At 67.9% G+C, this 16,565-nt stretch carries 6 protein-coding genes; 4 read left to right on the top strand and 2 right to left on the bottom strand.

Annotated features, from left to right (window positions below; translation table 11 throughout):
- Positions 1-223 precede the first annotated feature (223 nt).
- The 4 genes from ACFW3F_RS06405 (at position 224) to ACFW3F_RS06390 (ending at position 9,229) form a co-directional block, all read left to right on the top strand.
- Positions 224-763 (top strand): Dps family protein, encoded by a 540-nt coding sequence (locus tag ACFW3F_RS06405; protein ID WP_388055453.1) that lies wholly within the window; start codon positions 224-226, stop codon positions 761-763.
- A 323-nt stretch (positions 764-1,086) separates the two neighbouring features.
- Complete coding sequence (locus tag ACFW3F_RS06400; protein ID WP_388055451.1) at positions 1,087-2,295, top strand: DICT sensory domain-containing protein; 1,209 nt, start codon at positions 1,087-1,089, stop codon at positions 2,293-2,295.
- Between the two features lie 93 nt (positions 2,296-2,388).
- A complete protein-coding gene (locus tag ACFW3F_RS06395; RefSeq protein ID WP_388055449.1) occupies positions 2,389-5,754 on the top strand; it encodes an arabinosyltransferase domain-containing protein in 3,366 nt (1,121 codons plus the stop codon).
- Positions 5,747-9,229: an arabinosyltransferase domain-containing protein gene (locus tag ACFW3F_RS06390; RefSeq protein ID WP_388055447.1), complete on the top strand. Its 3,483-nt coding sequence runs from the start codon at positions 5,747-5,749 to the stop codon at positions 9,227-9,229. The genes ACFW3F_RS06395 and ACFW3F_RS06390 overlap by 8 nt, the downstream gene beginning before the upstream one ends.
- A 343-nt stretch (positions 9,230-9,572) precedes the next feature.
- Here ACFW3F_RS06390 and ACFW3F_RS06385 read toward each other — a convergent pair whose 3' ends face one another.
- Together ACFW3F_RS06385 and pks13 are read right to left on the bottom strand one after the other, a co-directional pair.
- Positions 9,573-11,123, bottom strand: coding sequence for an acyl-CoA carboxylase subunit beta (locus tag ACFW3F_RS06385; protein ID WP_388055445.1), 1,551 nt, complete (start codon positions 11,121-11,123; stop codon positions 9,573-9,575).
- A gap of 50 nt (positions 11,124-11,173) precedes the next feature.
- On the bottom strand, positions 11,174-16,507 hold the full coding sequence (pks13, locus tag ACFW3F_RS06380; protein ID WP_388055443.1) for a polyketide synthase Pks13: 5,334 nt from the start codon (positions 16,505-16,507) through the stop codon (positions 11,174-11,176).
- Between the last annotated feature and the right edge of the window lie 58 nt (positions 16,508-16,565).

Genomic DNA, 16,565 nt, shown 5'->3' with positions numbered 1-16,565 from the left:
CCGCGCCGGGGGGGGGTGTTTCCCCCCCCCTCTCTTGTGTTTTCTGGGGTTTTATCACTTGTTGTTTGAGGGCCGCTGGCTGGGGGGGGGGCCCCCCCCCCCCCGCCCCCCCCACAAACGCCCCTACAACGGTTCGTTATCTCACTGTGATGTGCCGTCTCGGTTCCGTCACTCATGACTCGGAGTCCTCGTCAGCCGGCGTGAGCGGGCCTAGTTTCGAGTCATGCCTTCATTCACCGCACCTGGACTCAGCAACGAAGCCGCCAACGAGGTCGTGGGCATCCTGCAGGAGCGCCTCAGCGCGCTGAACGACCTGCACCTCACCCTCAAGCACATCCACTGGAACGTGGTCGGCGCCAACTTCATCGGCGTGCACGAGATGATCGACCCCCAGGTCGAGCTCGTCCGTGGCTACGCCGACACCATCGCCGAACGCATCGCCACCCTCGGAGCGGCGCCGAAGGGCACCGCCAAGGCCATCGAGAACGACCGGACGTGGAGCGATTACTCCATCGGACGCGACACGGCGCAGGCCCACCTCGGCGCGCTCGACCTCGTGTACGACGGCTTCATCACCTCGCATCGCGACGGCATCAGCAAGATCGGCGACATCGACCCGATCACCGAGGACGTCCTCATCGGACAGACCGCCGAGCTCGAGAAGTTCCAGTGGTTCGTCCGCGCTCACCTTGAGAGTTACACCGGCGAGCTCACCCACGCCGGCGCCAGCGGCGAGAAGGAAGCGGCCGACGCAGCCCGCTGACCTGGCCCAACAGACCGAGTAGCGGGTCACCACACCCCCGGACCCGCCCCCGGAGCCGCGGTCGCGACCTTCCGCCCCGTTGGTCGCGACCGCGGTAACACCTTTCCTGTACCCACTACCCCGAACAGGCACTGATACTCACACCACGACTCACAGCCGAATATGTTGCGCCGCTTGGTACCACCAGTACCGAGGGCAACTCGACCATGTCCGGAGTTCGCGGTTTGTTACGCTGGCCACAGGCTTTTGCCGCGAACAGGATGTGAAGCAACCGCGTCCACCAGATCGATCGGGGCGCTTCTCGCTCTGACGGGGAGGCACGTGTGTCCGAAACGCGATCATTCACCCTGTTCGATGATCTGGAGCTCCACATGCAGTTCGCGCCGGTCTGCCGGCTGTCCGACGGAGCTCTCGCGGCCGTCGAACTGCAGCTCCGGGGTCCGGCCGGAACCCGCCTCGCCACCGCCGCCGCACTCAAACGCGCCGCCCGGCTCGTCGAGGAGCATCCGGTCCTCGACGAACGCAAGCGCAAGATGGCCGCGTCCCAGCGCGCCCAGTCGTTGGCCAAGATCCTGCCGCTGCTGGTCTCCCTCGATCTCGACCTCATCGACAACCTCGACACCGAGACCACGCGCAGCCTCGAACGCCACGTCATGGTCATCCTGCCCGACGCCGTCGAACGCAGTCCGCAACGAACACTCGCCCGCGTCGCCCGCGCTCGCGCAGCGGGCAAGATCATCTGCGTCGATGGTCTCGTCCGCAGTGAACACGCAGCCACACTGCTTTCTCTCGTGGAACCCGACATCATCGTCACCGGGGCCGAGTTGCTCACATCGCGGACCAGCTCAGACGCCGCCCACCTCGCCCACGCGCTCGCCGCGCACACCGAGCGCAGCCATGCCGTCGTCATCGCCGAGGGCGTCGACGACGAGGACAGCCGCATCACCGCGCAGACCATGGGTGCCGCCTTCGGTATCGGTGATCTCTACCCCGCCGTGACCGACCCTTCCGTTCTCGCCAATCGCACCGTCGTGCCGCTGCCCGAGATGCCGGTCTGGACGACGCCCGGCCCGGACAAGTCGACGCCCTACCGCATCGCGTCGACCTCGATCTCCCCGCGCATGGGCAACAAGCGCCTGCTCATCGAGATGAGCAAGGCGCTGGAGGAGCAGGCGGCCATCGGCGGCGCCGCGATCGTCCTGGGCACCTTCCAGTTCGCCGAGCACTTCACCTCGCGGACCGCGAAGCGGTGGCGAGAGATGTCGGAGAAAACCGGCCTGGCCGGGGTCTACGGCGTCGGACTCCCCGACATCCGAGACGGGAACGTGCACCGCGCCCCCCTCGACGCGGATGACGACCTCATCAACGAGTGGAATGTCGCGGTCCTCGGACCGCACTTCGCGGCCCTGCTCTCGGCGCGCGACCAGCACGATGCCGGGCCCGATCTCGAGCGCACCTTCGAATTCGTGCAGACCTACGACCGTATGACCGTCACCCAGGCCGTGCACTCGATCCTGATGCGGTTCTCCTGACCCGTATCGCGCGCCGCTATCCGTAGCGTCGATGGGCACTTGGCGCGCATGGGCGCCAGGTAATCCCGTCAGGCGATTTGGGTTTGTCACAGCATGGCTGACTACGATGCGCCTGTGCCGAAGTCGCCTGAAGTGTCTGCCGGCAACGCCGACACCACCGCCGAAGCCGCTGCGCAGCGCGCATCCGGCGGACCCCGGTCCAGCACCGTCGCCCTCGTCGCCGCGGTTGCCGGACTCATCGCCGTGGTCGCCGGGGTCCTGACACCCTTCCTGCCGGTCAGTACCTCGACAGCGGCGATCACGTGGCCGCAACAGACGGGCGAGTCGGCATCCGTCACGGCCCCGCTGGTCGCGCAGACCGCCCGGAATGTGACGATCTCGATCCCGTGCCGCGTGCTGGCGACGACCCCCGACGACGCGTCGACCGTGGTGCTGTCGACGATGCCCGCGGCCGCGGCCAAAGCACGCGACAACGGACTGTTCGTCGTGGCCGACGCCGCGGGTGTCACCGTCTCGAACCGCAACAAGACACTTGCGTCGACGCCGCGCGACGCCCTCGCAGGCTGCGCCGAACTCCGTGTCTTCTCTGATGCCACGACGACCGGCGCACAGTTCATCGGCCTGCCCCCCGGGCCGGCCGCCGCGGGGGGCGGCGATGTCGGCCTCGCCGAGCCGTCGTCGAACCCCCAGATCGCCGGGATCTTCACCGACCTCACGCCCGAGCAGATCCGGTCGGCCCCGGGCTTCGACGTCCGCCTCGAGATCGACGACCGTTTCGACTCCGCACCGTCGATCCTCAAGTGGGTGGTGATGGTCGTCGGCGTCGGCGCCGCGATCGTCGCCCTCGTGGCCGTCGGACGCCTCGACCACATCCACCGATACCACCGACGCGTGGGTCGCCGCCTTCGGTTGCGGCGGGTCCTGCGGCCCGGACCCACCGACATCGGCGTCACGCTGACCCTCGTGATCTGGCATTTCCTCGGCGCGGGGTCGCCGGACGACGGCTACATCCTCAACATGGGTCGCAACGCCGCCGACGCGGGATACCTGGCGAACTACTACCGCTTCTACGGCATCCCCGAGGCACCGTTCGACTGGTACTACGACTTCCTGTCCTACTGGTCGACCATCTCGACGACCGGACTGTGGATGCGGCTCCCGTCGCTGTTCGCGGGTCTGGCCGCCTGGTTCATCCTGAGCCGGGTTCTCCTCCCCCGTCTGGGCGGTGCCGTCCGCCGGTCCCAGTGGGCGATGCTCACCGGCGCCGCCGTGTTCCTCGCGTTCTGGCTCCCCATGTGTTCGGGTCTGCGCACCGAGGGCATCATCGTTCTCGGCACCCTGGCGACGTGGTGGGCGGTCGAGGTCACGGTGTCGACCCGGCGGATGCTCCCGGCGGTGCTCGCGGCGTTCACCGCCGCGCTGACGCTCGCCCTCGCCCCGCACGGGCTCGTCGCGCTCGCACTGCTGATCGCGAGCGCCCGACCCATGCTCCGCATCCTCGTCCGACGCCGTTCCGAGGACGGCCTCCTACCGTTGCTCGCCCCGCTCCTGGCCGGCGTCGCCATGGTCGTCATCATCGTCTTCCGGGATCAGACCCTCGCGACCGTCTTCGAGGCCCTGCGGATCCGTTACTCGGTCGGCCCGACGCTCGCGTGGTACCAGGAACTCCTGCGCTACTACTTCCTGGCGGTGAACACCACCGATGGCGCACTGGCCCGTCGTATCCCGGTGCTGCTGCTCGCCGTCTCGATGTTCGTCGTCTTGGCGATCATGCTGCGCCGCAAGCGAATCGACGGAATCGATCCGGGCGCGGTGTGGCGGGCCCTGGGCGCCTCCCTGCTCACGATCCTGTTCCTGTCGTTCACACCGACCAAGTGGACGATCCAGTTCGGCATCTTCGCCGGCCTGGGAGCGGCGCTGGCCGCCGTCGCCTGCGTGGCGATCGGACAGGCAGCCCGCCGGACGCTGCGCAACCTCTCCATCCTGGTGGCCGGGCTCCTGGTGGCGTGCGCGGCCGCGTCGGCAGGCAAGAACGCGTGGCCGTGGCCGTACAACTTCGGCATCGCCTGGTTCGACAAGGCGCCGGTCGTCGCGGGGGTCCAGGTCTCGACCGTGCTTCTCGCCCTCGCGGTGGTGGCACTGCTGTTCGCGATCTGGCAGCACCTGCGGATGGATTTCGTCGACGAGACCGGTCTCGCGCATGACCGTGGCGCCGCACCGGCCGGTTGGCGCATCGGCATCGCCTCCGCGCCGATCGCGGTGATCGCCGTCCTCATCGTGGTGAGCGAGCTCGCGGTCTTCGCCAAGGCTGCGGCCGGCCGCGCGGACACCTTCACGATGCTGTCCGCCAATCTCGACTCCGCGCGTGGAAACACCTGTGCGATGGCCGATTCGGTCCTCGTCGAGGCGGACCCCAACCGTGGCATGCTGGCCCCGGCCGACGGCGGCACGGCGTCGGCCACCCTGCAGGGACAGTCCGAGGGATTCCGTCCCGAGGGGGTGAAGCCGGATCTGACGCCGCAGGCCGGGGCCCAGAAACCCGGCGCGATGAACACCTCGGCGGACCTGTCCAAGACCTTCATCGTCTACGGCAGCAACCCGGGCACCACCGGCGGCGTCGGGCCGCGTGGCGTGAACGGCAGCACCGCAGCGCTTCCGTTCGGCCTCGACCCGGCGACCACACCCGTGCTCGGCAGCCACGAGACCACCAGCGGCCAGGCCACTCTGACCACCGGCTGGTACCGGCTGCCCGCTCGCGATGCCGCGCCGCTGATCGTCATCACCGCGGCCGGCGCGGTCTTCACGCTCGACCGGGACGGCGTCCCGAACTTCGGGCAGGCGCTGGAGGTGCAGTTCGGTGTGGAGGTCGACGGTCGGTTCACCGAGGTCGGGGCGCCGGCGATCCCGATCGACCCCGAGCGGACCAACCGGCCGTGGCGCAACCTCCGCATCCCGATGGACCGTGTGCCGGCCGACGCGACCGTGATGCGGATCGTCGCCCGGGACAACAACCTCGACCCGGACCAGTGGCTCGCCGTCACACCGCCGCGCGCGCCGGTCCTGCAGACGTTGCAGGACGTCGTCGGCTCCACCGATCCCGTGCTCATCGACTTCGCCGCCGGCGCGGTGTTCCCGTGCCAGCGACCGATGACGGCACACCACGGTGTCTTCGACGTCCCGCAGTGGCGCATCCTGCCCGAGTCGTGGATTGCCAACTCGCAGTCCAAGACCTGGATGGCCGCCGAGGACGGCGGACTGCTCGCGCCGGTGGAGGCCCTCACGCGTCCGTCGACGCTCGCCACCTACCTCGACAACGACTGGTATCGCGAGTGGGGCAACCTGCAGCGCCTGACTCCACTTGTGCCGCAGGCACGACCCGCGGATGTGCAGACGGGGACGGCGAGCACGTGGGGATGGTCGCGCCCGGGCCCGATCAGGGTGGTGCCCGAAGATGACTGAACCCACCGACTCGCACGCCGACCCGGCGAAACCCCACACCGGAGAGAACCAGGCAGACGTGGCAGACACCGACATTTCGTCCGGCGAGAAACCCTCCGCCACCGCGCAACCCGGGGGCAGCCGTCCCCGGAGCTTCGCGGAGCGCCATGCCGGTACCGCCCGCATCGTCGCGATGGCCGCCGGCGTCGTCGGCATCCTGCTCGCGCTGCTCAGCCCGTTCCTGCCGGTGGACTACACCAAAGCCGAACTGACCTGGCCCCAACAGGGGTCGGTGGCCAACGTCGCCGCGCCCAACGTGTCGTTCGTTCCGGTCTCCATGGACGTCGGTGTGCCGTGTGCACTCGGCGCGTCGTTGCCCGCGTCCGGCGGGGTGCTGTTGTCGACGGTGCCCGAAGGGGGCGCAGAGGCGGGCAAGGTCGGGCTCTTCATCCGGGCCACCGCCGACTCGCTCCAGGTGGTGCAGCGAAACGTCGTGCTGCTCAACACCCCCCGCGCAGCCGCGCAGAACACACCGGACTGTCGCATCGTCGTCGAATCCGACACCGACGGCACCCGTGGCTCGATCGAGGGCCTGCCGGAGAACACCGGCGCCGGGAGCGGAGCGAGCGGGCCGAACTCTGCCGATCAGACCGGCGCCGTGAGTTCCTTCGACCTGCGAGATCCCAACGCCCGCCCGCAGATCATCGGGGTGTACTCGAGCCTGCCGGCCGATGTCAGCACCGACGGGCTGTCGTTCCGGTCCACCATCGACACCCGATTCGTCTCCACGCCCACGACTCTCAAGTTCTGGCTGCTGGTGCTCGGCATCGCGTCGACCATCCTCTCCCTCGCCGCGCTGGCCGTCCTCGACGCACGGGACGCGCGCGGACACCACAAGATCTTCCCGGCCGGATGGTGGCGGGTCCGCCCGGTCGACGGTCTCGTCGCCCTGGTGCTCCTGATCTGGCTGTTCGTCGGCGGCAACACGGCCGACGACGGTTATCAGGTGACCGTCGGCCGCATCGCGAGCGAGGCCGGCTATCTCGACAACTACTACCGCTATTTCGGTGTCCCGCAGGATCCGTTCGGGTGGCACTATCACTACCTCTCCGCATGGATGGAGATCAGTACCGCGACACCATGGCTGCGCCTGTTGCCGTTCCTCTTCGCGATGGCGTCGTGGTGGCTGATCAGCCGTGCCGCGATTCCCCGGCTCGGACGTGCCGTGCGTGAGTCGACCCCGGCGATCTGGGCTGCGGCCCTGGTCTTCCTGGCGGTGTGGATGCCGTACAACAACGGGCTGCGCGTGGAGCCACTCATCGCGCTGGGCACCCTCTTCACGTGGGTGTGCGTCGAGCGCGCGATCGCGACCGGTCGGTTCTTCCCCCTGACGATCGGCATCATCGCGGCGGCGTTCACCCTCACGATCCACCCCACCGGTGTGATCGCCGCGATCGCCCTCATCGCCGGTATCAGGCCACTGATCAAGCGTCTCGCGGTGCGCCGCAGGCGCGATGGGCTGTGGCCGCTGCTCCTGCCGATCCTCGCCGCCGGGCTTGCGGTGATGTTCGAGATCTTCGCCGACCAACCGCTGGCGCCCATCCTGGAAGCCGTCTCGGTCAACGGCCAGGTCGGCCCCACCAACAAGTGGTGGGAAGAGCCGATGCGCTACTACATGCTGATGAACCCGACCGCCGACGGCGGTATCGCCCGTCGCTTCGGCATTCTCATCGTGTTCGCCTGCTTCATCCTGGTGGTGGTGATGCTGCTCAACCGGCGGCGGCTGCCCGGCATCGCGACCGCCCCCACGTGGCGCCTGGTCGCGATGGTCGCCGGGTCGGCGGTGCTGATGGCGTTCCTGCCGACCAAGTGGACCCATCAGCTGGGCGTGTATGCCGCGATCGGCGGCGCACTGGCCGCGGTGGCAACCGCATGCGCCGATCGCACGATCATGCGCCGGCGACGCAACCGCACCCTGTTCGCCGCCGCCTGCGCGTACATCCTGGCGCTGGCCTTCTCCGGACGCAACCAGTGGTGGTACGTCGGCAGCTACGGAATCCCGTGGCGGGATGCCGTTCCCGAGGTGCGTGGCATCCCGCTCTGGACGGGCATCCTCGCCGTCGCCGTGGCCCTCACCGCCCTCGGTCTGTGGCAGCACTTCCGCGACGACTACGTCGACGACGCCGCGCGGACCGGTACATCACGAACGGTGTTCGCTCGACTGCGCAGCCCGTCGATCATCGTCGTGTCGACCATCATGCTGCTGTTCACACTCGTTTCGTTCGCGAAAGCCGACTGGACACAGCGTAATTCGTGGTCATGGTTGAGCTCGAACGTCAATGCTCTCCAGGGTCAACCCTGTGCGCTGGCCGATGCCGTACTGGTGGAGGACGATCCGAACGCCGGCCTGCTGGCGCCCGCCCGGGTGGTCGGGCAGAACAATCCCTCGCCGGGCGCGGCGCTCGCCGGCACCGGGATGGAGGGCTTCGACCCCAACGGAGTGGCCTCGGACCTGTCCGAGGAGACCGAGGAAGAAGCCGAGGACTCCTCGACGGGCACCTCGACCGCCGAAGTCGATCGCACACAGTCCGATCCGACCGAGGACGGCAGCAGCGCCACGGACACCACGACCGGTTCCAGCGACACCAGCGGCGGACGGACCTCGCAGGCCGGCGTCAACGGGTCGACGGTGAAGCTCCCGTTCGGCCTGTCGCCCGGCGACACCCCGGTCCTCGGTACCTACAACTCCCCCAGCGGAACCGGACGTCTCACCTCCGACTGGTACCAGTTGCCCGAGAACAGGTCCGCCGAGCAGCCGCTCGTCACCATGTCGGTGGCCGGACAGGTCGAGTACATCGACGACCTCGCCGTCACCCGGCCCGGCCAGCGCGTGCGGCTGCAGTTCGGTCGCGTCGCGCCCGACGGTTCGGTGGCACCGGCCGGACAGATGGTGCCGCTCGACATCGGCGGTGCACCTGAATGGCGCAACCTGCGCTTCCCGATGGACCAGGCACCGCCGGGTGCGACCGTCGTCCGTGTCCTCGCCGAGGACACCTCCACGGTGCGCGACCAGTGGCTGGCCGTGACGCCGCCGCGCGTGTCGTCGATGGTCACGCTCAATTCGCTGGTGGGCAGCGAGGATCCGGTGCTCATCGACTGGGAGGCGGGGCTCGCGTTCCCGTGTCAGCGTCCCGCACAGGTGAAGTACGGAGTGCTGGAGACACCGCAGTGGCGGATCTCGCCGGACCGCGAAGGTGAGCGGGTGAACTCGCAGCGCTGGATGGCCGGCGACTCCGGTGGCCCGCTGGGCATCATCGAGAACGAGTTGCGCCCACGCGTCTACCCGTCGTACCTGCGCAACGACTGGGCCAAGGACTGGGGCATGCTCCAGAGCCTGACCCCGATCCTCCCGCAGACCGATGCCGAGCTGACCATCACCACCGACACCCACAACGGGCTCTGGACGCCGGGACCCATGCGGGCGGTCAAGAACTAGGGGCGAGCCAACCCCGCTCGTTGAGGTGCGAACACGACGCCCCCAGCTCCCTGAGGTGCGAGCACGACGCCCCCAGCTCCCTGAGGTGCGAGCGAAGCGAGCCTCGAAGGGCCTGGTGAGATACCTCGCGGAGCCCTTCGAGGCTCGTCGCTAACGCTCCTCGCACCTCAGGGAACAATGGGGCGCCGCTAACGCTCCTCGCACCTCAGGGAACAATGGGGCGCCGCTAACGCTCCTCGCACCTCAGGGAGCAATGGGGCGTCGCTTCTCTCGGCTCAGGGAGCGATGGGGCCCGGCCACCCATACCTCAGGGAGCCGTGGTGGATGTGCCGGCAGAGAGACGCTAGATCGGCATCAGGAAGTGCTTGCGCGGGGTCTTGAGGACTTGCTTGTCGCGCAACTGGGCCAACGCCTTCCGGAGCTGCAACCGGGTCTCCGCGGGTTCGATGACGGCGTCGACGTACCCACGCTCGGCGGCGAGATACGGGGTGGCCATCATCGTGTTGTAGAAGTCGATGAACTCGCGGCGGATCTTGTCCGCCTCGGCAGCCGAGAGGCCTTCGGTCTGGCGTCGGGTCAGCACCGCGGCAGCCGATTCGGCGCCCATCACCGCGATCTTCGCAGTGGGCCAGGCGAAGTTGACGTCGGCACCGAGATGCTTGGAGCCCATCACCGCGTAGGCGCCGCCGTAGGCCTTGCGCAGCACCACGGTCACCTTGGGGACATCGGCCTCGACATAGGCGTACAGGAAGCGGCCGGAGCGCCGGATGGTGCCCTTCTGCTCCTCCGCGAGACCCGGGAGGATTCCCGGGGTGTCCACCAGGAACACGAGCGGGATGCTGAAGGCATTGCAGATGCGCACGAAACGCGTCGCCTTCTCCGACGAGTCGGTGTCGAGCACACCCGACATCACGCTCGGCTGATTGGCGACCACGCCGACCGACCGACCATCCACCCGGGCATACCCGGTGATGATGTTGGGTGCGAACAACTCTCCCACCTCGTGGAAGGCGCCGTCGTCGAACAACTTGATGATGATGTCGTGCATGTCGTACCCGGCGTTGTCGTTGTCGGGCATGAAGTCGTTCAACGACAGGTCCGACTCGGTGATCTCCGGCTCGAGACCCGGGTTGATGACCGGCGGCCGCTCGTAGGCGCTCGACGGCATGTACTGCAGGTACTCGCGAACCCAGTCGAACGCGGCCTTCTCGTCGGTGGCGACATGATGGATGTTGCCCCACCGCGCCTGGTTGTGTGCGCTACCGAGGTCTTCGGCCGAGATCTCTTCGCCGTTGACCTGTTTCAGCACATCGGGGCCGGTGACGAACATGTAGGACTTGTCCTCGACGGCCACCAGGATGTCGGTGTTCGCCGGTGTGTACACCGCGCCGCCGGCGCATTTGCCGAGGATCACCGAGATCTGCGGCGCGAGACCGGAGAGCAGGTCGTTGCGACGCCCCATCTCGGCGTACCACGCGAGTGAGGTCACCGCGTCCTGGATGCGTGCACCGGCCGAGTCGTTGATACCCACCATCGGGCAGCCGATCTTGCCGGCCCACTCCATCAGCGAGGCGACCTTACGACCGAACATCTCGCCGACGGTTCCACCGAAGACCGACTGGTCGTGGGAGAACGCCGCAACCGGGCGCCCGTGCACCAACCCGTGCCCGGTGACCACGCCGTCGCCGTAGCCGCTCTCGGCCGCACCAGGCATCTTGGCCAGCGCGCCGATCTCGACGAAGGTCCCGGGATCGAAGAGCATGCTGAGACGCTCACGCGGAGAGCAGATCCCCTTGGCGGCGCGTTTGGCGAGCGCCTTCTCGCCTCCCGGTTCGCGGGCGGCCTCCAGTTTCTGGCGGAGGTCGGCGAGCTTGCCTGCGGTGGTGTCAGTCACGGTGTCTCACTTTCTGCGCAACCGCTGTTTCCGATGAGCAACAGGTACCGCTATTTCTCATCGAGCCGTCCGAGCCGCTCGCCCAGATCGGCACCGATCTTGGCGATGTAGGGTTCGTCGACGATCGACAGGTGGTCACCGCCCACGTGGATGATCTCCAGGTCGTCGACGACCTCACCCCAGCGTCCGTCCTCGTCGATCTCGGCCCACTGCGGTTCGAGTTCGATGGCACCGGCGTGCATCCGGTCTGCCCGGTAGAGGACGACCTTGCCGTCGTAGCGTTCGGGCGCGATGCTGCTCAGCACGCGGTTCTCGATGAACGACGTCCGCTGGTGTTCGATGATGCCGCCGGGGATCTTGGTGCCCGACATCGACATCATCTCCATGATGATCGCGAACTGCCCCTCGTCGTCGGCCTCGACGAGTCGTTCCATCGGGATCGGCACATCGGGGTCGAGATCGTAGTTGCGGATCGCGAACTCTTTCCAGCGCTCGAGCCGTGCCCGTTTGCTGTCCGGCGTCTCGGTCATGTCCTCACGGGGACGTACCACGTCGATGAGCCCGACGAAGGCGACCTCTTCTCCGGCTTCCCGCAGAAGCTGCGCGACGCCATAGGCCAGCGCCCCACCGAAGGACCAGCCGACCAACACGTACGGTCCGTGCGGCTGGAGCTCACGCAGGCGCGGAAGGTACTCGCGCACACGATCTTCGATCGATCCCTCGACCCCGCGATCGAAACCGATCACCGGCCGGTCCGCGGGCAGGCGCTTGAGGAGCGCCTCGTATGCGGACGTGTTGCCGCCTGCGGGATGGAACAGCAGGATCGGGGTCGGGTCACCCGCGGACGGGTCGTAGACCTTCTTGCCGTCCGGGACGAGCCGTAGATAGCGCAGGAAACCGTCGGTCGATGCGCCGGCGTCGAGGTGCTCGCGAACGTAGTTCGACATCTCCTCGATCGTCTCCGAATCGAGGATGTCCTCGACGTCGATGTCGCCGCCCGTGCGCTCGTTGAGACGATCGGTGAGCTGCTGGGCAACCTCCTCCGACAGGACCGGCAACTTGTTGAAGATGCCGCCCGCGGACTTCTTGGTCACGACCGCATAGGTACCGAAGGTCAGTCGCTCCGCCGCATCACGGGGCGGCACATCCGAACCCGCGGCCTCGGCCACGGCCCGCTGCGAGGTGATGTCGGTAGCCGGCTTCGAGGCTGCCGCGGGAGCGGCCGGCTCCTCGACCGCCGGTTCGCGGGACGGCACCTCGGGTTCGGGCGAGTTCGCAACCGCCTGCTCGACGTCGGCCAGATCCTCGGCGATGTGGCGCTTCGGCTCCGGCGACTGCTCGGCGGGGTTCTCGGCGACCGGTGTCGGCGAATCCGCTGCGGGCGTGGTCCCCGCGGCGTTCTGTTCGTCGATGTAGGCGTTGAGTGCCGCGGTGTCGAGTTCGCCACCGTTGCCGGCGTTCTGGGCCAGATCGTCGAGCTGATCGCGGTGTGTCACCGCGAATTCCACGAACTTCTGCACGTCGGCGAGGTTGGCCTGCCGCATCGCCTGCAGCTGGAGCTGGGGGATGTCGAACTCGTACTCGACGCGGTTCTTGATGCGCACCGCCATCAGCGAGTCGAGCCCGAGCTCGATCAGCGGGATCTCGCGCGGCAGGTCCTCAGGGTCGTAACCCATGGACTCACCGACGATGACCGCGAGACGATCACCGACCGTCTCACCGGATTCGGGACTCCACCGATTGCCGATGTCTTCGACGACGTCGTCCTCGACGATCACCGTGTCATCGGCGAAGACCGACGCACCGAACTGCGACTCCGTGGCCGGCGCGGGCGTGACCTCGCCTGCGCGATCATCGAGGTCACCCGTCACCGCAGCTTCGAACAGCAACTGGAAGTTCTTGTCCGCCTTGGCATGCACGGTCACTGCGGCGCCACCCGGGTGTGGGCTCAGCGTCGTCGTGAGGGTTCCCGCACCGGGGATCTCGCCGTGGGCGACCGACGCTCCGACACTCGCGTTCGACAACACCTGCGCCGCCGCGGCCCGCACCAGTTCACGCGGATCGGTCACAGCCGCAGCATTGACCTCCCAGGCATGACGGCCGTCGGGCAGCGCCACGTGCGATCCCGGGACCGTGCCCGCAGAACCGCCCGAGGAGATCTTGGCGGTGAGCCAGAACTCCTTGCGCTCGAAACGGGTTCGCGGAATGGCCGCGTAGCCTCCGCCACCGAACAGCGACGCGACATCGACCGGATGACCGTGCACGTACAGCTTCATCAGCGCGTTGACGAGGCCGAAGCTCTCGTCCTCCTTGCGCCGCAGCGTCTCGATGAGCTCGGCGTCGTGAAGTCCGGCCGAGAAGGTCACCGCGGCAACGGAGATCAGGACGGCCGGGTTCGGCGAGAGTTCCAGGAAGGTTCGGTGGCCGTTCTCGACCGACTTCGCGATCGCCTGGCTGAACCACACGCTGTGACGCAGACCCTTGGTGAAGTAGTCGATGGTGTGGACCGGCTCATGCCCCGCGCGGTAGAAGACCTCGCGGTCGACCGAGCTGTAGAAGCCGGTGGTGGGGCGCTGCGGCGTGATACCGGTGAGCTCGTAGGCGAGCTCCCCCAGGAGCGGGTCCATCTGCGAGGTGTGGCTCGCGCCCTTGGTCGCCAGCTTGCGCCCGAGCTTGCCCTCTTTCTCGGCTCGGTCGACGATGGCGTCGACCTGCGACTCCGGTCCGCCGATGACGGTGTGGGTCGGCGCGGCGTAGACACAGATCTCGAGGTCGGGGTAGTCGGTGAGAACGTCACCGATGTCCTCGGCGCTGTACTCGACGAGGGCCATCAGGCGGATGTCGTCACCCTGCAGCATCGACTCGCCCTCACCCATCAGGCGCGAGCGCTGACAGATCACCCGCGTCGCATCCTCGAGCGAGAGTCCGCCGCTGATGTACGAGGCCGAGGCCTCGCCCATCGAATGCGGCACCAGCACACCGGGTTCGGCACCGTGATGCCGAAGCGTGTCGGCCAGTGCGACCTGGATCGTGTAGATCCCGACCTGGCTCGCCTCGATGCCGTAGGTCTGCTCGTCGTCGAGGAACATCTCCGCGATCGAGTAGCCCAGCTCGTTCTGGACCAGCTCGTCGACGCGGTCGACGTACTTGGCGAAGATCGGGTTCTCGGTGTAGAGCTGCTTGGCCATCTTGCGGTGCTGCGAGCCGAATCCCGAGAGCAGCCAGACAGCGGACGCCGCGTCTGGCGAATCCGACGAGTAGACAAGAGGATTGCTCTTGCCGTCAGCGATCGCACGCACACCGGTGATCGCGTCGTCGAGAGTGCGGGCCATGACGACGGCGCGCGAGCGCCCGTGGTTGCGGTGCGCCAGCGACCGGCCGATGTCGGCGAGCGGGGTCGACTGTCCCGCCTCGGATTCCAACCACTCGAGCAGGTCTGCGGCGGTCTTACGACGGCGCGACGGCAGGAAGCCCGAGATGACCAGCGGCACAACCGAACCCTGCGCCGCACACGGCGCGAAGCCGGCCGCGGGATCGGTCGCGGTCTCGTCGACGGCGGGCTCCTCGTTCTTCACTTGCGCGGCGAGAACGGCCCGTTCGGCCTCGGTCAGGAACTCGTCATCCTCGTCGATGTCGGGTTCCCCGGGCAGCGACGACGACGCCGGGAGTTCGGATGCCGCAGCAGATCCCGCCGGCGTTGCCTCGGGAGACAGGTCACCCGGACGCACCTCGCGGACCACGACGTGCGCGTTGGTGCCGCCGAAGCCGAATCCGGAGACGCCGGCGACGGCATGTCCGGAGTAGCGCGGCCATTCGGTGGCCTCCGGGATGACCTTCAGATTGTTGGCGTCGAACTGGATGTAGGGGTTGGGCCCGCTGTAGTTCAGGGACGCCGGGATGGTGTCGTGCTGCATCGCGAGCACGACCTTGGCCAGCGCGCCCGCGCCCGCCGCCGATTCCATGTGGCCGTAGTTCGTCTTCACCGATCCGAGCAGCATCGGCGAGCCGGGGAGGCGCCCACGTCCCACGACGCGGCCCAGCGCGTCGGCCTCGATCGGGTCACCGAGGATGGTTCCGGTGCCGTGGGCCTCCACGTAGTCGACGGTGCGCGGGTCGAGCGCGGCGTCGGTGTAGGCATCCCGCAGGACGTCGACCTGCGCCTCCGGGTTGGGTGCGGGCAGGCCGTTGGAGCGGCCGTCGCTGTTGACCGCCGAACCCGCGATGACCGCCAGGACGTCGTCGCCGTCACGGCGTGCGTCGGACAACCGCTTCAGCACGAACAGGCCGCCGCCCTCGGCGCGGATGAACCCGTCCGCGTCGGCGGAGAACGCCTTCACATGTCCGTCCGCGGCCTGGGCGCCGATCTTGTCGAAACCGAGCGTCGCCGCCGGGTTGATGATCATGTTGACGCCGCCGGCCAGGGCGAGGTCGGACTCGCCGGTACGCAGACTGCGGACAGCCTGGTGGACGGCCACCAACGACGACGAGCACGCGGTGTCCAGCGCGATCGAGGGTCCACGGAAGTCGTAGAAGTAGGACACCCGGTTCGCGACGATCGCGGTGGAGGTCCCCGTCAGCGCGTACGCCGCGGTGTCCTCGGCACCCTCACTCAGGCCGAGGGTCGCGAGCAATTGGTAGTCGTTCGTGGAGGAGCCGATGAACACACCCACCGGGGCACCCTTGAGATCGCTCGGCGGGATGTGCGCGTGCTCGAGCGCCTCCCACGTCAGCTCGAGCGCGAGGCGCTGCTGCGGGTCGACCATCTCGACCTCGCGCGGACTCATCTGGAAGAAGTCGGCGTCGAAGGTCCGGACGTCGTCGAGATAGCCGCCCTTGGTGTTCGCCGCCTCGAGGATCTCCACCAGCCGGGGATCGCTCCGGAACTCCGACCACCGGTCGTCGGGCAGGTCCGAGACACCGTCGACACCGGCGATCAGTGCGTCCCACGTCGACTCCGGCGTGGTGCCCGACTTCGGGAACCGCGTCGACAGCCCGACGATCGCGATGTCGTCGTCGGCATTGCGTTCGCGCCGCCAGAAGGTGTCCGCGTCGCTGTCGGCGCCCTCGTCGGGATCGCCCTCGATGATCCGCTGGGCGAGCGTCGCGATCGTCGGATGGTTGTAGACCACCGTCGCGGTGAGGATCACCCCGGTCTTGTCCTCGACATCGGCGGCGAGCGCCACCGCGTCGCGGGACGAGAGACCGAGTTCCTCCATGGGACGGTCGACGGCGATCTGCTCGACAGGGAGCCCGGTTGCCTGTGACACCCACTCGCGCAGCCAATCACGAAGCTGGTCGACGGTGAGGTCACCAGCGGTCTCGCCATCGGTGCCGGCCGCGGCGGAATCGATACTGCGGGCCTTGTCGGTATTCAGTTCAGACATCGCTTCCAGACTACTGATCTCGGGGCACCTGAACTGGTGCCGGGTGCATTATGAGCCC

This window comes from Gordonia sp. NPDC058843, assembly GCF_042743165.1.
Lineage (GTDB): Bacteria > Actinomycetota > Actinomycetes > Mycobacteriales > Mycobacteriaceae > Gordonia.
The sequence above is the reverse complement of the archived record's forward strand: the minus strand, read 5'-3'. Positions and strand labels throughout refer to the sequence as shown.